Annotated in this window: 25 protein-coding genes, 1 tRNA gene and 1 pseudogene; 14 read left to right on the top strand and 13 right to left on the bottom strand. The window is 71.5% G+C overall.

Annotated elements, in window-relative coordinates:
- Positions 1–800 (bottom strand): cytidylyltransferase domain-containing protein (locus DEI83_RS15365; RefSeq protein WP_258371250.1); only part of this gene is annotated, 800 nt, incomplete at its 3' end.
- A gap of 137 nt (positions 801–937) precedes the next feature.
- On the opposite strand from DEI83_RS15365, the gene DEI83_RS15360 reads away from it, so the two are divergent.
- Entirely contained in the window at positions 938–1,498 is a 561-nt protein-coding gene (locus tag DEI83_RS15360) for an AAA family ATPase (RefSeq protein ID WP_111082811.1), read from the top strand.
- Positions 1,499–1,512: 14 nt separating this feature from the next.
- Positions 1,513–1,585: transfer RNA gene (locus DEI83_RS15355), tRNA-Arg, on the top strand.
- A gap of 73 nt (positions 1,586–1,658) precedes the next feature.
- On the opposite strand, the gene DEI83_RS15350 is transcribed toward DEI83_RS15355, so the two are convergent.
- Positions 1,659–2,876, bottom strand: coding sequence for a hypothetical protein (locus DEI83_RS15350; protein ID WP_111082810.1), 1,218 nt, complete (start codon positions 2,874–2,876; stop codon positions 1,659–1,661).
- 92 nt (positions 2,877–2,968) lie between these two features.
- The gene (locus DEI83_RS15345) at positions 2,969–3,235 is read right to left on the bottom strand and encodes a hypothetical protein (RefSeq protein ID WP_111082809.1); all 267 of its coding nucleotides are present in this window, start codon (positions 3,233–3,235) and stop codon (positions 2,969–2,971) included.
- A 155-nt stretch (positions 3,236–3,390) separates the two neighbouring features.
- Here DEI83_RS15345 and msrA point away from each other — a divergent pair, with 155 nt between their 5' ends.
- The 5 genes from msrA (at position 3,391) to DEI83_RS15320 (ending at position 7,232) form a co-directional block, all read left to right on the top strand.
- Complete coding sequence (gene msrA / locus DEI83_RS15340; RefSeq protein ID WP_111082808.1) at positions 3,391–3,918, top strand: peptide-methionine (S)-S-oxide reductase MsrA; 528 nt, start codon at positions 3,391–3,393, stop codon at positions 3,916–3,918.
- Positions 3,919–3,955: 37 nt separating this feature from the next.
- Complete coding sequence (locus tag DEI83_RS15335) at positions 3,956–4,180, top strand: methyltransferase (RefSeq protein WP_111082807.1); 225 nt, start codon at positions 3,956–3,958, stop codon at positions 4,178–4,180.
- Between the two features lie 137 nt (positions 4,181–4,317).
- Entirely contained in the window at positions 4,318–4,959 is a 642-nt protein-coding gene (locus DEI83_RS15330; protein ID WP_111082806.1) for a single-stranded DNA-binding protein, read from the top strand.
- A 99-nt stretch (positions 4,960–5,058) separates the two neighbouring features.
- Positions 5,059–6,744, top strand: a complete 1,686-nt coding sequence (ettA, locus tag DEI83_RS15325; RefSeq protein ID WP_111082805.1) for an energy-dependent translational throttle protein EttA — start codon at positions 5,059–5,061, stop codon at positions 6,742–6,744.
- Positions 6,745–6,749: 5 nt separating this feature from the next.
- Positions 6,750–7,232: a thioesterase family protein gene (locus DEI83_RS15320; RefSeq protein WP_111082804.1), complete on the top strand. Its 483-nt coding sequence runs from the start codon at positions 6,750–6,752 to the stop codon at positions 7,230–7,232.
- Positions 7,233–7,319: 87 nt separating this feature from the next.
- On the opposite strand, the gene DEI83_RS15315 is transcribed toward DEI83_RS15320, so the two are convergent.
- The 3 genes from DEI83_RS15315 to DEI83_RS15305 all read right to left on the bottom strand — a co-directional run bounded on the left by DEI83_RS15315 (position 7,320) and on the right by DEI83_RS15305 (position 9,183).
- Entirely contained in the window at positions 7,320–8,180 is an 861-nt protein-coding gene (locus DEI83_RS15315; protein WP_111082803.1) for an acyl-CoA thioesterase II, read from the bottom strand.
- Between the two features lie 9 nt (positions 8,181–8,189).
- Entirely contained in the window at positions 8,190–8,585 is a 396-nt protein-coding gene (locus DEI83_RS15310; RefSeq protein WP_111082802.1) for a hypothetical protein, read from the bottom strand.
- 130 nt (positions 8,586–8,715) lie between these two features.
- A complete protein-coding gene (locus DEI83_RS15305) occupies positions 8,716–9,183 on the bottom strand; it encodes an Hsp20/alpha crystallin family protein (protein WP_111082801.1) in 468 nt (155 codons plus the stop codon).
- Between the two features lie 164 nt (positions 9,184–9,347).
- Here DEI83_RS15305 and DEI83_RS15300 point away from each other — a divergent pair, with 164 nt between their 5' ends.
- A complete protein-coding gene (locus tag DEI83_RS15300) occupies positions 9,348–10,049 on the top strand; it encodes a hypothetical protein (RefSeq protein WP_111082800.1) in 702 nt (233 codons plus the stop codon).
- An 87-nt stretch (positions 10,050–10,136) separates the two neighbouring features.
- Here DEI83_RS15300 and DEI83_RS15295 read toward each other — a convergent pair whose 3' ends face one another.
- The 3 genes from DEI83_RS15295 to pepN form a co-directional block, all read right to left on the bottom strand.
- Complete coding sequence (locus tag DEI83_RS15295; RefSeq protein ID WP_111082799.1) at positions 10,137–10,616, bottom strand: globin; 480 nt, start codon at positions 10,614–10,616, stop codon at positions 10,137–10,139.
- The gene (locus tag DEI83_RS15290) at positions 10,613–11,686 is read right to left on the bottom strand and encodes a mechanosensitive ion channel family protein (RefSeq protein WP_111082798.1); all 1,074 of its coding nucleotides are present in this window, start codon (positions 11,684–11,686) and stop codon (positions 10,613–10,615) included. Before DEI83_RS15290 ends, DEI83_RS15295 begins: the two co-directional genes overlap by 4 nt.
- Positions 11,687–11,762: 76 nt before the next feature.
- Positions 11,763–14,342 carry an aminopeptidase N gene (gene pepN, locus DEI83_RS15285; RefSeq protein WP_111082797.1) on the bottom strand — a complete coding sequence of 860 codons (2,580 nt, stop codon included), beginning with the start codon at positions 14,340–14,342 and terminating at the stop codon, positions 11,763–11,765.
- Between the two features lie 124 nt (positions 14,343–14,466).
- Between pepN and DEI83_RS15280 the strand changes: the two genes are divergently transcribed.
- Positions 14,467–15,117 (top strand): DsbA family protein, encoded by a 651-nt coding sequence (locus DEI83_RS15280; RefSeq protein WP_309146601.1) that lies wholly within the window; start codon positions 14,467–14,469, stop codon positions 15,115–15,117.
- Positions 15,118–15,216: 99 nt separating this feature from the next.
- Here the strand turns inward: DEI83_RS15280 and DEI83_RS15275 are convergent, their stop codons facing one another.
- Complete coding sequence (locus tag DEI83_RS15275) at positions 15,217–15,735, bottom strand: GNAT family N-acetyltransferase (protein WP_111082795.1); 519 nt, start codon at positions 15,733–15,735, stop codon at positions 15,217–15,219.
- Here DEI83_RS15275 and DEI83_RS15270 point away from each other — a divergent pair.
- From DEI83_RS15270 to DEI83_RS15260, 3 genes are all read left to right on the top strand, one after another.
- Positions 15,734–16,381: an XRE family transcriptional regulator gene (locus tag DEI83_RS15270; protein ID WP_111082794.1), complete on the top strand. Its 648-nt coding sequence runs from the start codon at positions 15,734–15,736 to the stop codon at positions 16,379–16,381. The genes DEI83_RS15275 and DEI83_RS15270 overlap by 2 nt on opposite strands.
- 68 nt (positions 16,382–16,449) lie before the next feature.
- Positions 16,450–16,938: a ribose-5-phosphate isomerase gene (locus DEI83_RS15265; protein WP_111082793.1), complete on the top strand. Its 489-nt coding sequence runs from the start codon at positions 16,450–16,452 to the stop codon at positions 16,936–16,938.
- 19 nt (positions 16,939–16,957) lie between these two features.
- On the top strand, positions 16,958–17,971 hold the full coding sequence (locus tag DEI83_RS15260; protein WP_111082792.1) for an Fpg/Nei family DNA glycosylase: 1,014 nt from the start codon (positions 16,958–16,960) through the stop codon (positions 17,969–17,971).
- Positions 17,972–17,980: 9 nt separating this feature from the next.
- Here DEI83_RS15260 and DEI83_RS15255 read toward each other — a convergent pair whose 3' ends face one another.
- The gene (locus DEI83_RS15255; protein WP_111082791.1) at positions 17,981–19,456 is read right to left on the bottom strand and encodes an amidohydrolase; all 1,476 of its coding nucleotides are present in this window, start codon (positions 19,454–19,456) and stop codon (positions 17,981–17,983) included.
- Complete coding sequence (locus DEI83_RS15250) at positions 19,453–20,100, bottom strand: FMN-binding negative transcriptional regulator (RefSeq protein ID WP_111082790.1); 648 nt, start codon at positions 20,098–20,100, stop codon at positions 19,453–19,455. The genes DEI83_RS15255 and DEI83_RS15250 overlap by 4 nt, the downstream gene beginning before the upstream one ends.
- 33 nt (positions 20,101–20,133) lie before the next feature.
- Here DEI83_RS15250 and DEI83_RS15245 point away from each other — a divergent pair, with 33 nt between their 5' ends.
- The gene (locus DEI83_RS15245) at positions 20,134–21,540 is read left to right on the top strand and encodes a serine hydrolase (protein ID WP_111082789.1); all 1,407 of its coding nucleotides are present in this window, start codon (positions 20,134–20,136) and stop codon (positions 21,538–21,540) included.
- A gap of 56 nt (positions 21,541–21,596) precedes the next feature.
- On the opposite strand, the gene DEI83_RS15240 is transcribed toward DEI83_RS15245, so the two are convergent.
- Entirely contained in the window at positions 21,597–22,181 is a 585-nt protein-coding gene (locus tag DEI83_RS15240; RefSeq protein WP_111082788.1) for a hypothetical protein, read from the bottom strand.
- A 151-nt stretch (positions 22,182–22,332) separates the two neighbouring features.
- Between DEI83_RS15240 and DEI83_RS15235 the strand changes: the two are divergent.
- Positions 22,333–22,562: pseudogene (locus DEI83_RS15235) on the top strand (sensor histidine kinase); the annotation flags it as partial.

Here is a 22,562-nt window from a genome sequence, read left to right as displayed (position 1 = left end):
GAGATGTGTATAAGAGACAGGTGGGGGTCGGTGGGGTCGGGTTCGGTGGGGCCGGAGGGCGACGCCGGTGCCGCCGACCGCGACGCACCGGTCGAGGGCGCACGGCCCTCCGGTTCCACCAGCGGTGCCAGCGCCGACGCGAGGTCGAGGTCGTGGGCGTCGTCGATGTCGACAGCGGTGCGCGCCGGGACGATCGCGAGTCCGACCCGGCCGAAGAAGCGGTGTCGCGCCTGTCGGAAGCCCGCCACGCGGACCACGTAGAACGCGCCGGTCTCGCGGTACTCGGGCTCCCGGTCCTGTCGTCGCGGTCGGGTGGCGGCGTCGTGGTTGACGGCGATCGCCGAGCCGTCCTCGGCCACGCGCCAGAGGAACGCGTGCGAGGGCGCGGCGGCGAGGACCGCGTCGGCTCGACCGGCGAGCACGCGGTCGACCGCGGCGTCGACGTCCGCCGGGTCGGTGAAGGGCGAGGTGGCCTGCAGGAAGACGAGGACCTCGGGATCCGCGGCGTCCTGGCTGACCACGTCGAGGGTGTGCAGCAGCGCGGACTCGGACGACGCCTCGTCCCCGGCGAGTTCCACGGGACGACGGACCACGCGCGCACCGGCTGCGACGGCCTCGGCCGCGATGGCGTCGCCGTCCGTGCTGACGACGACCTCGTCGACCGTCCGGGTCGCCAGCGCGACCTCGATCGACCGCGCGACGAGCGAGCGGCCGGCGACCTCGCGGAGGTTCTTGCCGGGGATGCCCTTCGAGCCCGCCCGCGCCGGGATCACCGCGATCACGCGGGGGAAGGAGCTCATGGGGGAAACGTAGGGAGCGGTGGTGACGCCGAGGGGAACGACAGGGGGACGGGCGACGAACCGTTCCGGAAGGTGGTCGGCGCCGGCACGTCCTCGACCACCTGGTGGGGGAGCCGACCGCGGCCTAGTGTCGAGGGGTGCTCGGAGCCGGAGACGTCCTCGATCCACCGCCCCGACGGGTCCTCGTCGCCGGGACCGCCGGCGTCGGCAAGACCACCACCGCACGGCGCATCGCGCAGGCCGTCGGAGTGCCGCACACGGAGCTCGACGCGTTGTACCACGGGCCCGGCTGGGCGGTCCTGCCGACGTTCGAGCAGGAGGTCGAGGACTTCACCGCCCGGGGGACGTGGGTCTCCGAGTGGCAGTACCGGCAGGTCCGCGCGCTCCTCGTCGAGCGAGCGGACACCATGGTGTGGCTGGACCTCCCGAGACGGGTCGCGTTCTGGCGCCTGCTCCGGCGGACCGTTCGACGACGTCTGCGGCGCACCGTCCTGTGGAACGGCAACGTCGAACCACCGCTGTGGACGTTCGTCACCCGCAGGGAGCACATCCTCCGGTGGGGGATCGCGAAGCGGAACGAGATGCGGAGGCAGGTCCCGGCGCTCGCCGACTCGGCTCCGCACCTGCGCATCGTGCACCTGCGCTCGCAGCGGGAGGTCGAGCGGTTCGTCGACCGCCTGCTGGTCGGTACCGAATAAGATCGTCGGCGTCCGCCTCCGTAGCTCAGTGGATAGAGCAGGTGGTTTCTACCCACCGTGCCGCGGGTTCGATTCCTGCCGGGGGCACCGACGACGAAGGCCGCCACCCTGCCCGGGTGGCGGCCTTCGTCGTGACGGTCTCGTCAGGAGTGTCGTCGGGTCACTCGTCGTCGGAGTCAGCGCGTCGCCGGAGTTCGCTGGCGCTGACCGGGTTGGCGTACGGCGTGCCGGACGTCTCGTCGGCGTCGGCGGGCACGGCAGTGCCGTCGGCCGCGCCCCTCGGGTCCGTGGTCGTGGTCGTCGATCCGAAGCCGTGCGCCCGGGGGGAGGCATCGCGGCGGTCCTGCTCGTCGCGGACCGGGGAGCGGTCGCCGGAGGCAGCACGGTCGTCGGGACCGGGACGGTCTGCACCGCCGATCCGGACGTCGTCGACCACGTCGTCGTTGTCGGCGTCGCGCGACGCCGACCAACCGCCGCCGTTCGACCCCGGAGAGACGGCGGGGGCACGGAACGCGGGCGAGCCGAGCGTCGGGCGGATCGGCGTCGTCTCACCGTCGGAGTACGGCCGGGTGGCGTCGTCGCCGATCGGCACGGTCGCGTCGTGCCCGCTCGTGGGGGCCATCGCCGTGCCGTCGGCCTGGCCCGGGTGCACGCTCGAACGGGCCGGGTCCGCGCTCGGCTGCTGCGGGATCGTGCTCCGCTGCGCCGGGCTCGCGCTCGGCTGCGCCGGGGTCACGCTCGGCTGCGCCGGGGTCACGCTCGGCTGCGCCGGGCGGAGGGAGGTGGTCGTCGGCGTCGGGGCCGGCTCGGGGGCCCGGGAGGAGTCGACCCTGTCCGCGTTCCACTCCTGCTGACGCGTGATGAGGTCGGCGTCCGGATCGGGGGAGTCGAACTTCCACCGCTCGAGGTCGCTCTTGAAGAGCTTGCGAGCCCGGTTGGGCCGCGCCTGCCACTCGAGCATCCGGTCGCGGAACTCGGCGAGGGAGTTGTCCGCGTGGGAGGTGAAGGTCGAGGAGTTCTTCTTGATGTCTGCGATCTCGTGCTTCGCCCAGTCCGCGGCGACCGGTGCGCCGGCGATCGGGAGCAGACGCAGCCGGATGTCGGCGTCCTCGGCCAGGTGGTCCGCGTAGGCGCGTTCGTCGTGTCCGAGCGAGCCCCAGCTGGCGGCCTTCCGCGCGGCCGAGACGAGGCCGGCGACGGCAGCGTTCCTGGCCTCGCGCTCCTGGTGGGCGACGATGCGCTTGACAGCACCACGCCCGATCAAGGCGGCGATGATGCCCGCCACGAGGATCGCGACGAAGGGGATGACCGCCCCCGACAGCACGCGCCAGCCCGTTTCGGACGAGGTCCAGTCGATCAGGTCGTTCCACCACTGCATGCGCGTACCGTACTTGTGGATCGGTCAGGTGCCGGGGACGACAGGCGGACGGGACGGACATCCGCCGCATCCGATCCCGTCGCGCGCCACGATCACCAGCGGAGGGTGTCCACCGCGTCCTCGGCGTTCCAGACGTTCGGGAGCTCGACGAACCGTCGCTCGGCGGCCACGTAGCGACGTGCCCGGTAGGCGGTGCCCCCGGCCACGTCCACGCGGTCGACGTACCCGACGATCTCCCCGTTCGCCCGGGTGACCCGGCTCAGGTCGTCGCGGACGTCGAGGATGCGGAGGTCGCCCCGCGACCGCGCCGTCGGGCGGGGCGAGTGGATGCTGAGCCGGGCGTCCGTCGTGGGCTGCATGTGGGCCTCCTGGTCGTGTGATCTGGGACGACCGTACGACCGACCACCGACACGTCGGAGGCGACGAGCCCGTGCTGGGGAACACGCACGAGCGTCGCCGTGTTGTGGTGGGGAGTCAAGTACCGCGCTCTCCGGAGCCAGGAAGGTAGGTCCCCATGACCACGTTCGTCCTCGCCGGTGGCTGTTTCTGGTGTCTCGACGCCGTCTACCGCACGCTCCAGGGCGTGCAGGACGTGGTGTCCGGGTACATCGGCGGCAGTGACCCGCACCCGACCTACGAGCAGGTGTGCACGGGCACGACCGGCCACGCCGAGGCGGTCGCCGTGACCTTCGACGAGGCCGTGATCCCCGCCGACGTCGTCCTCGACGTCTTCTTCACCCTGCACGACCCGCGGCAGCTCAACCGCCAGGGCGCCGACGTCGGTACGCAGTACCGCTCGGCGATGTTCCCGGCCGACGACGAGCAGCGAGCCCTCTTCGAGGAGGCGCTCGAGCGGGCGTCGGAGATGTGGGACGGCGGGATCGTGACGACCCTCGAGCCGCTCGGCGAGTTCCACCGGGCCGAGGAGTACCACCAGGACTTCTTCGCGAAGAACCCGGGCCAGGGGTACTGCCTCGCCGTCGCACTGCCCAAGGTGAACAAGGTCCGGAAGGCGTACGGTCAGTACATCCTGGCGTCCTGACGGAGGGACGTCAGGGCCACGAGGAGGTGGTCGGACGATGACGAACGACACGACGACGGCGACAGCGACGACGGAGACCTGGGTCGCCGTCGGTCCGGCCGGTGCGGTGGGCACGATCCACCGGGCGGCTGACGGGTTCCGGGTCGAGCTCTACGGACGACGGGGTCCGGGCGGGACGTACCCGTCGCTGCAGTCGGCCAAGGGCGCGGTGCACAAGGCGATGGGTCCGCTCGCGGACCGGCCGGAGTTCCACGCGCACTGACCGAGGAGTCCGCGGACGCGGCCCCCGACCGGGAGGCCCGGATCACCTTCCCTCCACAGGGACCGTGGTCCGGGCCTCCTGTCCACAGGTCGACTCTGCGCGGCCGTCGAGGCGGAGCGCCGACCGACGATCGGTGCATGAACGACACGATCACGGTCTGCGGCATCATCGCCACCGAACCCCGCCACCTCGTCACTGAGACTGGCGTCGCAATCACGAGCATGCGTCTCGCCTCGCCCTCGCGCCGCTGGGACCGCAGCACGTCCAGCTGGGCCAACGGCCCCACGAACTGGTACACCGTCACGGCGTTCCGGTCGCTCGCGGCCAACGTGCACAAGTCCGTGAAGAAGGGCGACCGCATCGTCGTCACCGGGCGCGTCCGGATCCGGAACTGGGAGCGCGACGGGCGGGGCGGCACCTCCGTCGAGGTCGACGCCGATGCGCTCGGCCACGACCTCGCCTGGGGCATCAGCAACTGGATCCGCGTCCCGCGGCACGTCGGCGACGCGCCCTCCGCGTACGGGGCGGGCCCGGACGTGGACCCCCGGACCGGCGAGGTCGGCGACGACGACCCGGTCGACGGGGACCTCCACGATCGCGGCCCGGCCGCGGACACGACCGGGTCCGTCGACCCCGTCCGGGGGCGCGACGAGCACGGTGACGACGTGCTCGTCGACGCGTCGTACGACGCCGGAGGCGTCGGAGCGCACGACACCGCGTTGCACACCGACGGCTCCGTGTCACCCGTCGATCTGTTCCCCGGGCAGGAGCCGGGGTGACGCCGCGACCGTCGCCGCGGCGTCCGGGGCAGCGCCGACCGCGCCGACACCGGGAGCGGGGCAGCGCTGAGGGCCTCGGATCGGTAGACTCGGTCCGATATGGCTGAGTACATCTACCAGATGGTCCGCGCCCGCAAGGCGGTCGGCGACAAGCTGATCCTCGACGACGTCACGATGTCGTTCCTCCCCGGCGCCAAGATCGGCGTCGTCGGGCCGAACGGTGCGGGCAAGTCGACGATCCTGAAGATCATGGCGGGGCTCGACCAGCCGTCCAACGGCGAGGCGAAGCTGACCCCGGGCTTCACCGTCGGCATCCTCATGCAGGAGCCCGAGCTCGACGAGACCAAGACGGTGCTCGAGAACGTGCAGGAGGGCGTCGGCGAGATCCACGGCAAGCTCACGCGCTTCAACGAGATCTCGGCCGCGATGGCCGAGCCCGACGCGGACTTCGACGCGCTCCTCGCCGAGATGGGGACCCTGCAGGAGGAGATCGACGCCGCCGACGCGTGGGACCTCGACTCGCAGCTCGAGCAGGCGATGGCCGCGCTCCAGTGCCCCCCGGGGGACGAGCTCGTCACGCACCTGTCCGGTGGTGAGAAGCGCCGCGTCGCGCTCTGCAAGCTCCTGCTCCAGAAGCCCGACCTGCTCCTGCTCGACGAGCCCACCAACCACCTCGACGCCGAGAGCGTGCAGTGGCTCGAGCAGCACCTGCAGCAGTACCACGGTGCGGTCCTCGCTGTGACCCACGACCGGTACTTCCTCGACCACGTCGCACAGTGGATCGCCGAGGTCGACCGCGGCCGTCTCTACCCGTACGAGGGCAACTACTCGACATACCTCGAGAAGAAGCGCGCTCGTCTCGAGGTCCAGGGCAAGAAGGACGCCAAGCTCGCCAAGCGCCTGTCGTCCGAGCTCGACTGGGTCCGCAGCAACGCGAAGGGCCGCCAGGCGAAGTCCAAGGCGCGCCTGGCCCGCTACGAGGAGATGGTCAACGAGGCCGAGCGCACGCGCAAGCTCGACTTCGAGGAGATCGTGATCCCCGTCGGTCCGCGTCTCGGGTCCCAGGTCATCGACGCCGAGCACCTGCACAAGCAGTTCGGTGAGCGCGTCATCATCGGCGACCTGTCGTTCACGCTGCCGCGGAACGGCATCGTCGGGGTCATCGGCCCGAACGGCGTCGGCAAGACGACGCTGTTCAAGACGATCGTCGGGCTCGAGCCCCTCGACGGCGGCCAGCTGAAGATCGGTGACACGGTCGACATCTCCTACGTCGACCAGAGCCGCGGCGGCATCGACCCGAACAAGAACCTGTGGGAGGTCGTGTCGGACGGTCTCGACTACATCCAGGTCGGCAAGACCGAGATCCCGTCGCGTGCCTACGTGTCGCAGTTCGGGTTCAAGGGCCCGGACCAGCAGAAGCGTGCGGGCATCCTGTCGGGTGGTGAGCGCAACCGTCTGAACCTCGCGCTGACGCTCAAGCAGGGCGGCAACCTGCTGCTCCTCGACGAGCCCACGAACGACCTGGACGTCGAGACCCTCGGTAGCCTCGAGAACGCCCTGCTCGAGTACCCCGGTTGCGCCGTGGTCATCACGCACGACCGGTGGTTCCTCGACCGCATCGCGACGCACATCCTCGCGTGGGAAGGCCTCAACGAGGACGGCACGCCGATCTGGTACTGGTTCGAGGGCAACTTCGAGGCGTACGAAGAGAACAAGGTCGAGCGCCTCGGCGCCGACGCCGCGAAGCCCGGACGCGCGACGTACCGCAAGCTCACGCGGGACTAGCCCCCGTGGCGAGACTGCACGCGCCGGTCCGCATCCGCTGGAGTGACATCGACGCCTACGGGCACGTCAACAACTCGGCGATGCTCCGGCTGCTCGAAGAAGCACGCGTGCTGGCGTTCTGGGCGCCGGACCCCGACGAGGTCGACGAGTCGGGGTCCGCGCCGGAACCCGTGATCGACGGGCGCCCGGGTTCCGGGACGATGACGGTCATCGCGGCGCAGCGGCTCGAGTACCTGGCATCCACGCCGTACTTCCGTCGGCCGCTCGACATCCAGTTGTGGATCGGGCGGATCGGTGGGGCCAGCCTGGACATCTCGTACGAGGTCTGGTCGCCCGCCGGACACGAGCCGGCGGAGCTGTACACGCGCGCCACCACGGCGCTCGTCCTCGTGGACGCGACGACCAACCGACCGCGACGGCTCACCGAAGCCGAGCGAGCGGCGTGCCAGCCGTACATCGAGCCACCCGTGCGGTTCTCCCGGCCGTGAGACTCCCGCAGCGACCTCGGCCGTGACCTCGGTCCGCCGCTGACCGACGTCGCTGAGACAGGCCCCGCTCGTCGAGCGGGGCCTGTCTCACTCGGTGGGCAGGCGCATCATGCCCTCTTGTGCGACGGTCGCCAGCAGCCGTCCGTCGCGGGAGAACATGCGACCGAGCGCGAGGCCCCGACCGCCCTGGGCGCTCGGCGATTCCTGGGCGTAGAGCACCCAGTCGTCGGCGCGCCCGTCGCGGTGCCACCACATCGCGTGGTCGAGGCTCGCGAGTTTCACGCCCGGGGTGCCCCACGCGACCCCGTGCCGACGCATGATCGGTTCGAGGAGGGACAGGTCGCTCGCGTAGGCCAGGACCGCGCGGTGCAACGCGGGGTCGTCCGGCAGGTCCCCTTCGACCCGGAACCACACCGCCTGGTGGGCGACGCGGGCGCCCTGCACGTCGAAGTAGACCGGGCCGTCGACGTGCCGCAGGTCGATCGAGCGCTCCGCCCAGGCCTGGGCCGTGGGGTGGTCGACCGCGCCCAGCACCGACGCCGCCGACGGGAGCGACTCCGGGTCGGGGACGTCCACGGGGAACGGATCCTGGTGCTCCGCGCCGGTGTCCGGGACCTGGAACGACGCGATCATCGAGAAGATCGGGAGACCGTTCTGGTACGCCTGGGCTCGTCGGGTCGCGAACGAGCGTCCGTCGTGGATGCGCTCGACGCCGAACGTGATCGGGACGTCGATCGCACCGGGGCGCAGGAAGTAGCCGTGCACGGAGTGGATGTCCCGGCCCTCGATGGTGGTCTGCGCTGCGACGATGCACTGCGCGAGCACCTGGCCGCCGAACACCCGTCCTCCGGGGGACCAGTGGCTGGCACCGGTCAGGATCGTCTCCCTGGTGCTCGCCCCGGTGTCCTCGAGTCGCAGGATCGTGAGGAAGTCGGGTTCGCGGATCACGCCGCCAGTCTACGAACGGGTCCCGGTGTGGCCGAGGAGGGCGCGGGGGGGCCTGCCCGCCGTACCGAGGTCGATGACGTCCGACGGGACCGGCTCCTCCTGGTCGGCTGGGTCGCCCGCCACGTCCTGGAGGGCCGCTGCATCCGGATCGACGAGGCTCGCCGCCGTCGGGGAGGTCCGGAGCAGGCTCCAGATCGCGACCGCGACGAGTGCTCCGCTGACGCTGGCCGCCCATGGTGTGAGCACATGGGACCAGAGAACGGGTGCGGTCAGCCAGACGAGGTGGTTGGCGATGACCGAGCCCGTCACGCCGAGGAACAGGGCGAGACGGGGACGGAGGCTCGGGCCGGCCAGCAGACCGGTGACGACGAGGACGGAGAGCAGTGCGTTGACGAGGTGCGGCATGGGCGGGACCGTGGTGACGAGACGAGACGAGACGAGACGAGTCGGCGAGGACGTCGGCTGTGACAGTGGGAGGCGGAGCCGACGGGCCGACCCGCTCCGGGTCGGCCTGTCGGCTCCGGGAGATGCCGGCTCAGCTGCCGGAGCCACCCTGCCCGACCGCGAGCGGCTGCGCTCCGGCGGCGGAACCGGCGTCCGCACCGCTCGTGCTGACGGCGATCTTCCGGGGCTTCGACGACTCCTGGACGGGGATCGTGACGCTCAGCACACCGTTGTCGTAGTGCGCGGCGATCCGCTCGACGTCCAGGCCGTCGCCGAGGGTGAGCTGGCGGACGAACGAGCCGGGCTGGCGTTCCCGCGTGAGCCACTGCGCTCCGTCGGGAGCGCCGAGGGTGCGCTCGGCCCGGATGGTGAGGACCGACCCGTCGACGTCGATGTCGACCGAGCCTGGATCGACTCCAGGCAGGTCGACGTCCATCACGTAGTGGTCACCGGCACGGTAGAGGTCCATCGGCATCGAGCGCGGCCCGGCTGCTGCGCCGCTGAGGAGGGATCCGGCGAGGCGGTCGAGCTCGCGGAACGGATCGAAGGTCATGGCCATCTGCATCAACTCCTTCACTGAGTGCTTCGCGGTTGAGTCGCCCTGACTCAACTGCCTCCCGTTCTAGCACTCGAACCCGGAGAGTGCCAAAAACGGGCTCAGAGCTCGCTGAGCCCCGGGGACCAGGGAGCGGAAGGTCGTGCGCGGCTAGGATCGAACGTGACATGAGCAGCTCGTTCACCCTTCCCGACGCCGCCTCGCTCGGTGACCTCCGCACCTACCTCGGGCGAGCCGCTCGGATCGAGGACGGGTCGGTCCGCCTCATCGCCGACTCCGGTGTCCTCGCCGTGTACACGGCGATCCTCTACCCGCTCGGGCTGCTCGACGAACTGCCCACCGTGCTCGGATTGCGCACGTTCGCCCTCACTCAGCCGGAGCACATCGACGTCGTGGTGCCGCTCCGCTCGTTCCAGGAGCGCCTGCGCCTGCTCGCCGAGGCGAACGACGTCGAGCACGCCGATGCAGCGGACCCCACGCGGGCGACCCCGATCGAGGTCGAACTCCCGCTCGAGGTGCACACCGTGACCTGGGCTGCGATCTCCCCGCCCCGGGGCGGTTGGGTGCCGCTCCCCGACGTCTCGGCGGAACTGCTGCACCGTGCCGCGCGCCAGGGGATCGACGAGGTCGCCGCCTCCGTGCCGACGAGCTCGGGGGAGTCCATCGTCCGCCGCGTCCGCTCCGAGGTGTGGGGTCGACCGATCGCGGGCGTCGAGCACCTGCCGGCCGGCGCGGGCTTCGCCGCCGAGAGCCTCGGCTTCCTCGGGACCGAGCCGGTCCGGCTGTTCGAGACGGGCCCGTGGAGCCGGTTGACGACCTCCAGGGGGCACGTGCTCGTGAAGCGCCGAGCCTGGACGCTCAGTTCCTGACCGAGGGACGCAAGGCCCGTGGCGTGCTCGCCAGGGGCCTCCCGTCGGTTCGTCGGCACGCCGCTGCGGCGGCACCCGGCGCTCCCGTCAGTCGAAGGAGTTCGTCATCGCGTGCGCCGCACGGTCGAGGTAGGCCCACAGCTCGGCCTCGTCGAGCGGAGCGAGGTCGAGTGACTCGACGGCGTCGTGCATGTGCTGGAGCCAGTGCTCGCGCGCCTCGGGCGTGATGCGGAACGGGTGGTGTCGCATCCGGAGTCGGGGGTGGCCGCGCTGCTCGCTGTAGGTCGACGGGCCGCCCCAGTACTGCTGGAGGAACTGCGAGAGCCGCCAGACCGCGCCCTCGAGGTCGTCGGCCGGGTACATCGGCCAGATGACCTCGTCCTGCTGCACACCCTCGTAGAAGCGGCGGACCAGGCGGTCGAAGGTCGGGGCGCCACCGATCCGGTCGAACAGGGAACCGCTCGCCGCAGCCCCGCCCGGTCCCACACGGAGGGTGACGGGCTGCGCGGGGACGCCGCCTGTCCGCTCGCCCGCAGGCGGGCCGAGGGGGATGGACGGTCCGGTCATGGCGTGTCCTCAGGGTCCTTGCTGTCGTCCCCGGTCCGGATCGCCCGGCCCAGGATGTTCATCCGGCCGCGGCGGGCCCGCGGCGCGGGGGTGGGCACCGGCGCGGTGCGGACGGGACGGAGGCCGTTCACCGACGTGGCGTTCTCCCATCCCTCGGGCATGATCATCGCCATCGCCGGCAGGGTGACGCCGAGTTCGTCGACGCTGCGCTTCAGGCGGACGCGGAGTTCCCGACCGACGACGTCGAGTTCCGAAGCGCGGGTCTTCACGACCAGGCGGAACACCATGCCCGAGTCGGTGACGGACTGCAGACCCCAGATCTCCGGCTTCTCCACGATGCGCTGCCGCCAGCGGGACTCCTGGGACATCGTGACCGCGGCGTGCAGGAGGGCGTCCTGCACGGCGTCGATGTCGGTGTCGTACGGCACGGTGATGTCGACGAGGACGCGCGACCACCCCTGCGACAGGTTGCCGACGCGGAGGATCTGACCGTTCGGCACGAACCAGAGGATGCCGTTCACGTCGCGGATCTGCATGACCCGGAGGCCGACGGACTCGACGACCCCGGTCGCCTGTCCGGTGTCGACGACGTCCCCGACGCCGGCCTGGTCCTCGAGGATCATGAAGATGCCGGACAGGATGTCGCGGACGATGCTCTGCGCGCCCACGGCGAGGCCGGCGGCGACCACGGAGGCGCCACCGACGATCCCGACCGCTGCGGTCGGGAACACCGTCGAGATGATGATCGCGAACGCGATCACCGCGACCACGACGGTCGCGAGGTTCTCGAGCACGCTGCCGAGCGTCCGGGTGCGTTGGACGACGCGGGCGGTCTGCAGTGGGGAGGCCACCAGGGCCTGGGTGTCCGCGGCGCCCTGCCGCTTCTTCACGCCGTTGACGATGCGGTCGACGACCTGCTTGATCGTCCGGCGGAGGACGAGGCGGATGATGACCGCCGCGAGCAGGACGATGAGGATCGTGATCGGGACGTGCCAGGTGTCGACGAACTGGGTGAACGTGTTCGACGCCCACTTCGAGACGTCGTCGGTGGTGTCTGCTGCCGAGATCATGTCCGGACGATGCTAAACGGCGAGGCTCCGACGCCCCTGGAGGAACGCCGGAGCCTCGCCGCTGCTCACATCGGGATCAGGCGTCCGCTGCCTGGACGCGGAGCGCGCGCTCGGTGCCGGCGAGGTTCTCGCTGACGATCCGGCGCAGCGCCGGCGTCTCCGGGTGCGCGTCGAGCCAGGCCCGGGCGGCGTCGCGCAGCTCCGTCGACGCCAGCGGTGCCGGGTACAGGCCCGTGACGACGGTGTCGGCGATGTGGTAGCTGCGCTCGTCCCAGATCCGCGTGATCACGTCGAAGTACCGCTGCACGAGGCCCTCGAGCACGACCGGGGCGTTCACGTGCTGGAAGCCGATCGTGGTCTGCCGGACGATCGCGTTCGGCGCGTCGTCACTGTCGACGAGCGACGAGAACGCTGCGAGCTTGCCCTCGGCGGTCGGGATCGTCGCCCGGGCACGAGCGGCTGCCTGCTCACCGGAGGCCGTGCGGTCGGCGGCGAGCTCGGTGTCGATCTCGTCGTTGCCCGCAGCGCCCGCGAGCACGAGGCCCTCGAGCAGCTCCCAGCGGAGGTCGGTGTCGACCTCGAGCCCCTGCAGGGTCACCGAGCCGTCACGCAGGCCCTGCAGCGTCGCCACGTGCTCGGGCGTCGACGGGATCTGCGCGAAGAACTTCACGAACTGGAACTGCGCATCCGAACCGGACTCGGCCGACGAGGCCAGCTGCCACAGCGTGTCACCGACGGTGCGCACCGTGGCGTCCGACTTCGACGGGGCGACGTAGTTGCGTGCCGCCAGGAGCAGCTGTGACAACGTGGTGCGGATCGTGGTGGACTCGGTCTCGGTGGCGATGTTGCCGAGCACCAGGGTGACGTAGTCGCTGGCGGGGGACTCGGCGTCACGCGTGGCGTCCCAGACGGCACCCCAGACGATCGACCGGGCGAGCGGGTTCGCGATCGCCGCGAGGTGCTCGATCGCGGTGCGACGCGACTGCTCGTCGAGACGGATCTTGGCGTACGCCAGGTCGTCGTCGTTGAGCAGCACGAGGTCGCCGCGGTGCACGCCGACCAGCTCGGGGACCTCGGTGCGGGCACCGTCGACGTCGATCTCGACGCGGTGGACGCGGTCGAGCTTGCCGCCGGACGAAGCCGTGTCCGCACCGAAGGGTGCCGACGGGTCGTTCGTGAAGGCGTACACGCCGATGGCCAGACGGTGCGGGCGCAGCGTCGGGTAGTCCGACGGAGCTTCCTGCAGGACGGCGAACGAGGTGATGACACCGTCGTCGTCGGTCTCGATCTCGGGGCGCAGGGTGTTCACGCCGGCGGTCTCGAGCCAGAGCTTCGACCACTCGGACAGGTCGCGACCGCTGGTGGCCTCGAGCTCGACGAGCAGGTCCTTCAGCTCGGTGTTGGAGTGGTGGTGCTTCTTGAAGTACGCCGAGACACCCGCGAAGAACGCGTCGATGCCGACCCACGCGACGAGCTGCTTGAGGACCGAGCCACCCTTGGCGTAGGTGATGCCGTCGAAGTTGACCTGGACGTCCTCGAGGTCGTTGATCGTCGCGACGATCGGGTGCGTCGAGGGGAGCTGGTCCTGGCGGTAGGCCCAGGACTTCTCCATCGCCTGGAACGTCGTCCACGCGCCGGTCCACTCGGTGGCCTCGGCGGTCGCGATGGTCGAGGCCCACTCGGCGAACGACTCGTTCAGCCAGAGGTCGTTCCACCACTTCATGGTGACGAGGTCGCCGAACCACATGTGCGCGAGCTCGTGCAGGATCGTGACGACCCGGCGCTCCTTGATGGCGTCGGTGACCTTCGAGCGGAAGACGTAGGTCTCGGTGAAGGTGACCGCGCCCGCGTTCTCCATCGCGCCGGCGTTGAACTCCGGCACGAAGAGCTGGTCGTACTTCTCGAAGGGGTAGGCGACGTCGAACTTCTCCTCGAAGTACGCGAAGCCCTTCCGCGTCGTGTCGAAGACGTAGTCCGGGTCGAGGTACTCGGCGAGCGACTTGCGCGCGAAGACGCCGAGCGGGATGGTCCGACCGTCGCGGCTGGTCAGCTCGCTGCGGACGACCTCGTACGGGCCCGCGATGAGCGCGGTGATGTAGCTCGAGATGCGCGCGGTCGGCGGGAAGGTCCATGTGGCGTGGTCGCCGTCGACGTGCGGCTCCGGCGTCGGGGCGTTCGAGACGACCTGCCAGCGGGCCGGTGCGGTGACGGTGAAGGAGAACTCGGCCTTGAGGTCGGGCTGCTCGAACACGGCGAACATCCGGCGGCTGTCCGGCACCTCGAACTGCGAGTACAGGTAGACCTCGTCGTCGACGGGGTCGACGAAGCGGTGCAGCCCTTCACCGGTGTTCGTGTACAGCGCGTCGGCGACGACGACGAGCTCGTTCTGCTCCTGCAGGTCGGCGAGCTGGATGCGGACGCCGTCGTTCACCGCGTCGACGTCGAGCGCCGTGCCGTTCAGGGTGACCGAGTGCACGGTCTTTGTGATGGCGTCGATGAAGGTCGATGCGCCGGCGGTGGCGGTGAAGCGCACGCGGGTCGTGCTGCCGAAGGTCTCGGCTCCGCGCGTCAGGTCGAGCTCGACGTCGTACGTCTGCACGCTGACGATGCCGGCGCGTTCCTGGGCTTCGATTCGGGTGAGGTTCTCTCCGGGCACGGACGCTCCATCTTCGCTGCGGACGCGGACGATCGATGTCCGCGTGTCGGGTGTCCCGGCCGGCGTCGTGCACCGGTGGGACGGCTCGGCGACCAGCCTAGCGAGCGGGCGTACGCTGCGATCCGTGACCGACACGACTGTGGAGAAGACCCCTGGGACCCGGACTGCTGTGGAGTTCTGGTTCGACCCGACCTGCCCCTGGGCCTGGATGACGAGCCGCTGGGTGGGGGAGGTCGAGCGGCACCGCGACCTCGACGTCACCTGGAACGTGATGAGCCTGTTCGTCCTCAACGAGCACAACGAGGACATGCCCGCCGAGTACCGCGACGCCCTGGAACGGAACCAGGTGTACGCGCGCCTGGTGACCGCCGCGAAGACCCGCCACGGCCAGGCGGTCGTGAAGCCGCTCTACGACGCGCTCGGCGAGCAGGTCCACCACCGCCAGCAGAAGGACCCGCAGCAGGTCGTGCCGGCCGTGCTCGAACAGCTCGGCCTCGACGCCGACCTCGCCGATGCCGCCTGGACGGACGAGACCGACGCCGCGATGCGGGAGAGTCACCGGGACGGGATCGAGCGCGTCGGCCAGGACGTCGGCACGCCCGTCATCGCCGTCGACGGCGTCGCGTTCTTCGGGCCGGTCATCTCGCCGGCGCCGAAGGGGCAGGAGGCGCTCGACCTCTGGGACGGCGTCGTCGCCGCGGCCCGCTACCCGGGCTTCTTCGAGCTCAAGCGCTCCCGCACCACCGGCCCGGTCTTCGACACCGTCGAGGGCTGACCGCCCGTTCGCGCCCGCACGCGCATCGCGCCCCGTTCCGACGGGGCGCGACGTGCGACCGGGGCGAACGGGCGGACCGGGGCGCGGCCCCCGCGCCGCTCAGGTGAGCGGCAACCGCATCAGCGTCAGGTCGAGCCACCGGTCGAACTTGCGCCCGACCTCCGGGACGACGGCGACCGTCTCGAACCCGAGCCGCTCGTGCAGCGCGATCGACCCCGTGTTCGTGCTGCAGATCCCGGCGATCATGACGTGTCGGCCCTCCGCCGTCGCACGGGTCACGAGTGCGCCCATGAGCGTCGAGGCGACACCTCGTCCGCGGAAGCCCGGGACGACGTAGACGCTGTGTTCGACGGTGTGCCGGTAGCCCTGGTGTGGCCGCCACTGCGAGTACGAGGCGTACCCGGCGACGACACCGTCGACCTCGGCGACGACGACCGGCCACCCGTCGGACTGGCGCTCCGCCAACCACGTGTCGAACCACGCCCGGGGGTGCGGTTCCTCCTGCCAGATCGCGGTGGAGTGCAGGACGGCGTCGACGTGGAGGGCGTGCACGACGTCGAGGTCGGCGGGGGTGCAGTCGCGGACCGTCACCGCGTTCGTCGCATATGCTGTCGCCATGTCTCACATCGTAGACGAGCAGGAGGCTCCGGCTGCAACCCGGGACGCCCTCGAGGACCCGGACGACGCTGACCAGCGCCGCCTCGGCGAACGCCTGCAGCGCCTCCGCACCGAACGTCGCTGGAGCCTCACCGAGCTCGCTGAGGAGTCCGGCGTCTCCCGCGCGATGATCAACCGCGTCGAGCGGGGCGTCTCGAGTCCGACCGCCACGATCCTCGGCCGACTGTCCGGCGCCTTCGGACTGACCGTCTCGCAGCTGCTCGACGAAGCCCTCGAGCACGAGGTCCCGCGCACGAGCGACCCGGACGAGGCCAGGGGTGTGCAGCGTGCGGCCTCGGCCGACTCGTGGACCGACCCCGAGACCGGGTACCGTCGCCGCCCGCTGTCGAGCGCCGACTTCCCCGCCGACGTGACCGAGGTCCGGCTGCCGTCCGGCCGCGAGGTCGCGTACCCCGCCAGCGCCTACGCCTTCCTCCGGCACTGCATCTGGGTCGTCGACGGCACCCTCGAACTCCAGGTCGGCGACACGACGACCCGTCTCGGCGCCGGCGACCGCATCGAGCTCGGTGAGCCCGCCGACGTCGTCTACCGGAACCCTGGCGACGAGCCGTGCCGGTACGTCGTGGTCGTGGTTCGACACCGCTGACGGGAGGCCCGTCCCGCGTCCGCCGGACAGGGCCCGTCCGGCCCGCACACAGGAATAGGATCGGTCCCATGCGCATCCACCTCGGAACGGACCACGCTGGCCTCGAGTTCAACAAGACCCTCGCGACGCACCTCACCGAAGCCGGTCACGAGGTCGTGGACCACGGACCGACCGAGTACGAGCCGCTCGACGACTACCCCTCGTTCTGCATCAACGCGGCCCATGCGGTGGTGCAGGACCAGCGCGCCGGCGTCCAGTCGCTCGGTGTCGTCTTCGGCGGGTCGGGCAACGGCGAGCAGATCGCCGCGAACAAGGTCGAGGGCATCCGCGCGGCCCTGGTGTGGAACGAGTCCACCGCGCTGCTCGCCCGTCAGCACAACGACGCGAACGTCATCTCGATCGGCGCCCGCCAGCACACTGAGGACGAGGCGATCCGCTTCGTCGACCTGTTCATCGCCGAGCCGTTCTCGGGCGAGGAGCGTCACGCCCGCCGGATCGCGCAGCTCGCGGAGTACGAGACCACCGGGCTCATCGCCGGCAAGCAGATCGACCAGTAGGGCCGAGTAGACAAGAGCAATGCCCGAGGGTCACTCCGTCCACCGCATCGCCCGTCAGTTCGAGCTGCACTTCGTCGGCCAGGTCTGCGAGGTCTCGAGCCCGCAGGGCCGCTTCGCCGCCGGGGCCGCGCAGCTCGACGGCCGGAAGATGGTCGCGGCACGAGCCGTGGCGAAGCAGATGTTCCTGGAGTTCGAGGGCGACCTGTTCCTCCGCGTGCACCTCGGCCTGTACGGGGCGTGGGACTTCGCGGGTGACATCTCGACCGACGCGACGATGCGCAGCGCGAAGGGGCGGATCGGGCAGACCAACCAGCGCGGCACGGTCACGGAGGACAGCGATGCGGGCGACGGCGCCGAGCACGTCCCCGACGACGCCGGCGAGGACTCCCTCCGCTCCATCGGCGCCCCGCGGCGCTCCCGCTACCGGATGGCCGAGCAGGAGAAGGTCGAGGACCCGATCGAGGCGTTCCCACCGGACCCGGTCGGCCAGGTCCGCGTGCGGATCCTCACCGAGACCGCCGTGGCCGACCTCCGCGGGCCGACCGCCTGCGTGGTCGAGGACCCGGCCGGGGTGCAGCGGGCGCTCGACAAGCTCGGCCCGGACCCGATGAACGACGACGGACCCGAGGCCGAGAAGGTCTTCGTGGACAACGTCCGGAAGCGCAACGTCGCGATCGGCCAGCTGCTCATGGACCAGTCCGTGGTGAGCGGCATCGGGAACGTCTACCGTGCGGAGCTGTTGTTCCGGCAGCGCATCGACCCGTACAAGCCCGGGAAGAAGATCACCGTCAAGCAGGCGAAGGCGCTGTGGCAGGACTGGTCGACGCTCCTGCACGACGGGGTCCGCATCGGTCAGATGATGACGATGGACGGCCTGACCGACGCCGAGTACCGCAAGGCGATGCGCTCCCGGGCCGACCGCCACTGGGTCTACCACCGCGCGGGGGAGCCGTGTCGGGTGTGCGGCACCGAGATCCGCGTCGCCGACATGGCCGGCCGCAAGCTCTACTGGTGCCCGAAGGACCAGAAGTAGCCCCTGGCGTCACAGGTCGCGGTGCGTCCAGCGGCCGGCGAGCGCCGTACCGAGGACCGGCATGTCCCGGAGCGCGGACGACGACGCCGCGAGCGGGTCGGTCGGTACGAGGACGAGGTCCGCGACGTCGCCGACCGTGACCGACACCCGCCCGTCCGTCGAGCCACGCCACGCGGCGAGCGCCGACATCCGCTGCTCGGGGTGCCACGGGTCGCGGCCGTCGCGGTCGCGCCCGACGGCGGCGGCCATCGACACCCACGGGTCGAGCGGCGCGACCGGAGCGTCCGAGCCGAGCACCATCGCGGCGCCCGCACGTTCGAGCGCGGCGAAGGGGAAGGCCCGGTCGGTGCGGCCCGCCCAGTAGTGGTCGGCGATGTCCCGGTCGTCCATGGCGTGTTCGGGCTGCACGGACGCGACGACTCCGAGCCGGGCGAAGCGCTCGACGTCGAGAGCGGAGAGCAGCTGCGCGTGCTCGATCGAGCCACGGCTGCCGACGGTCTCGAGGGCGTCGAGGGCGAGCGTGACGGCCCGGTCGCCGATGGCGTGCACGGCGGGGACGAGCCCGGCGTCCACCGCCCGACGGAGCAGGGGGACGAGGTCCTCCGGCGTCCAGGTGAGGACGCCCTCGCCGTCGGCGGTCGCGGCGGTCCGGGTGCCGAGCGACCCGTCGGTGATCACCTTGAACGGCCCGACGGTGAGCAGGCCGCGGGTCCCGTCGACGACGTCGCCCGTCCGCAACCCCCGCCGGACCGCCTCGTCGAGCCGCGCCGGGTACACCCCGGAGGCGATGCGCAGCCCGTCCGTCCCGGCGTGGATCCGCCGCACCCACCGGTCGATGTCGGCGTCCATCTCGAGGTCGACGACCCCGGTGACGCCCCGTGCCGCGGCCGCCTCGACCGCGTCCGCGACGGAGGCGTCGAGCTGGTCGTCCGGCGCGCGGGACAGCGCGCCGGTCACGTCGAAGGCGTCCTGCTCGCGGAGCACGCCGTCGGCACCGGCGGGGAGCGCCCGGCCGAGCACGGCACCGAAGTGCGCCAGGGCGAGCTCGTTGCACCAGACCGCGTGCAGGTCCGCGCTCACGACGACGACCGGGAGGCCCGGCGCGGCCTGGTCGAGCAACTCGCGTCGGGCGGGACGCGGCCAGAGCCCGTCCCGGTAGCCGTGTCCGACGAGCACGCGGTCCGGGTCGCCGCTCCGGGCTGCGGCAGCGAGTCGGTCCGCGGTCTGCTCGGCGGAGCCGCAGTCCGTCACGTCGATCCGGCGACGCACGAGTGCCCACTGGTCGAGGTGCACGTGGTGGTCGCGCAGGCCCGGTCCGAGCCAGGCACCCTCCGCCTCGACGACCTCGGTGTCGGTCCCGCGGTCGAGCGGGTCGAGCGTGCCGGCCGGGGCGATCGCGGCGACCCGACCGTCGATGACCAGGACGTCGGCGGGGGCGCCCGAGGTGCCCACGCGTCGGACGGTGCGGAGCAGGGTCGCGTTCATCGTGCCTCCCGGCCGGTGGTCGTGGTGTCGTGGACGCGCGCCATCTCGTCGGCGAGCGCGGGGGAGGCGTAGGGGCCGTCGGCGCGCAGGCCGGCGATGATCCGCTCCACCACCTCGGGTGCCTTGTTCTGGCTGAGCTTCGCGCGGGCGTCGAAGCGGCTGACCCGGAGGCGGATGCCCACGGTGCCGCGGGCGATGCGCCGGGCGGTGTCCTCGTCGACGTCGAGGGACGCCGGTGACGGCATCTCCCGCTCGAAGTGGTCCACCAGGTCGCCGAGGACGCGGAAGTTGTCGTCGTCGGACAGGATCTCCGGCGTGCCCCAGAGGTGCGCGGTGGTGTGGTTCCAGGTCGGCACGAACTGCTCGGGCGGGTACCAGGCGGGGGAGACGTACCCGTGCGGGCCCTGCACGATGACCAGGACCTCGTGCTGCCCCAGTTCGTGGGCGACCTCGTCCGGACGGCCGACGTGGGACACGAGGACGATGTCGTCGCTGCCGTCGGGCTGCTCCTCGAGCAGGAACGGGTAGTGCGACGCGACGAGCCCCGCCGCGGTGGAGGACACGATCGTCGCCCAGGGGTTCCCGCGGACGAGTCGTCGGACCTCGTCGACCTCGGTCATCAGGAAGGAGGGTGTGTGCCGCATGCGACGAGCGTGGCACATGCCAGGCTGGTCGGCATGGAGAAGCGCGCCGCCTACGAGTCCGTCCTGCCGTACGTCCGCGAGTGGATCGCCTACAAGGTGTGGCAGCTCCGGCTGCCGGGCGTGCAGGTCGCCGTCGGGTTCGAGGGCGAGGAGCTGTTCGCCGGGGCGTGGGGGTACGCGGACGTCGAGGCCGGACGTCGCCTCACCACGTCGGACCTGTTCAGGATCGCCTCGCACTCGAAGACGTTCACCGCGACCGCGCTGCTGCAGCTCGCCGACTCCGGTGCGCTGCGCCTCGACGACACCGTCGGCTCGTTCGTCCCCGCCCTCGTCGAGGCCGGGTCCCCGATCGCAGACGCCACCGTCCGCGAACTCATGGAGATGGGCGCCGGGGTCGTCCGCGACGGCGCTGACGGGGACCACTGGGCGCTCGCGCACCCGTTCCCGGACGCCGACGAACTCGTCGCGCTCGTCGTGGCGGGCGGCGCGAAGGTCCCCGTCGGGTCGGCGTTCAACTACTCGAACCTCGGGTACGGCCTGCTCGGTCTCGTCATCGAGGCCGTCACCGGCACCTCGTACGCCGAACACGTCCGCGCCGCGATCACCGAGCCGCTCGGGCTGACCGGCACCGGCCCCGAGTTCGACCCCGCCCGCGAGGACGAGTTCGTCGTCGGCTACACCGGGCTGCACACCGCCCGTACCCGGCAGCGCGTCCCGCACGTGACGACGGGGGCGCTCGCCGCGGCCACCGGGTTCCACGGCACCGCCTCGGACCTGGTCCGGTACTTCTCCGCACACGTCCCGGGCCGCGGATCGCTGCTGTCCGACCGCGCCAAGCGGCTCGCCCAGCGGAAGGCGTGGAGTGCGCTCGACTCCGACCCGGCGGCCCGCGGGTACGGCGCCGGGTTCGTCGTCGACCGGATCAACGGCCGGGAGGTCCGTGGTCACTCCGGCGGGTTCCCCGGGCAGATCACGCAGTCGGTCTTCGATCCCGAGTCCTCGTTGGTCGTGTCCGTCCTGACGAGCAGCGCCACGGGACCCGCGACGATGCTCGCGTACGGGATCGTGCACCTGCTCGACGCCGCCGCCGACGAGCACGCTGCCGGTGCGCCGGTCCCCGCGGACGTCGACCCCGACCGGTACACCGGCCGCTTCACCACGTTCGAGGGGATCACCGACATCGCCCGCGTCGGGGACCGCCTGCTCGCGATCGACCCGACCCAGCCGGTGCCGACCGAGTCACCGGTCCGGCTCGAGGTCCTCGACGCCGACACGGTCCGGATGGCGTCCGGCAACCGGTTCGGGTCGATCGACGAGGACATCGTGTTCACGCGCGACGCATCGGGCGCGATCGTGTCCGTGCGGGGTGACAGCGGCATGACGCAGCGGCCGTGGTCGGTTCCGGACGAGACGCCGGAGGTCGCGGCCGCGCTCGTGTGACGCCCCGTCGGGCCGAACCGGTCCGCACGGCGGCGGGTCACCGCACGTCGGCGGGGTCACCGCACGTCGGCGGTGTCCCAGAGCCGGCGCACGCCCGCGCCGACCGGTCGGACGAGCGGCGGGACGAACACCAGTGCGGCCGCGGCGAAGCCCACGAACTCGCCGGCCTGCGGCACGGTGAAGAGGGGCATGAGCGCTTCCTGCGGCGGGATCCAGACCCGGAACAGCACGTTCGTCGCTGCTTCGGAGAGCAGCCAGACGCCGGCGCCGACCGTGACGAACCAGCCCGCGGTGCGGCGCGACCCGGACGACCGCACCACGAGCACGACGCCGAACACCACGAGCAGGACGCGCGCGAGGAGCAGCAGCACCGTCCCGACGGGGTGCAGCACGGTGGGCAGCAGGACACCGAGCGGGAGGGCGACGGCTGCGAGCCCGAAGCCGAGCGTCGCGCGGTCACCGCGTCGGGCGGCGAGGAGCGCCGTGACGGCTCCCGCCACCAGACCGACGACGCCGAGTCCGGACGACACGGGCCACTCGGCCATCGGGTCCAGCCACCCGACGACGACGGCGAAGGCCGGGACGAGCGCGGCCAGGACGGCGGCCAGCGCGGACAGTCGTTCGTACTGGGTCTGGTCCACGGTTCCCCCTCGTGCCTCGATGCAGTAGCGGAACTCTACACATCACCCGGCGACCTGCGCCAGGGCGCGGGGTGGGGGTGGGGACAACCCCACCCCCGGTCCGGGAGACGGCAGGATGGGACCGAGCGCTCGTCTCCGCGAGGCTCGATGCATGACCGACACCGACCGGCTCGACCTGGCACGCACCGTCCCCCTGGGCGACGCAGTGGCCTCGCCCGACCACGCCGAGACCGTTCCGCTGCACGACGTGACGGGCTCGCCCGACACCGCCGAGACCACCCCGCTCGACGGAGCGACCGCCGCCCCCGGGAACGACACCGACCCGGAGCGACACACCTCCACCACGACCCCGAGAGCGACCGCACCGATGCCCTCCCAGCC

This window comes from Curtobacterium sp. MCBD17_021 (genome assembly GCF_003234525.1).
GTDB lineage: Bacteria > Actinomycetota > Actinomycetes > Actinomycetales > Microbacteriaceae > Curtobacterium.
This window is presented reverse-complemented; position numbering and strand designations above follow the sequence as displayed.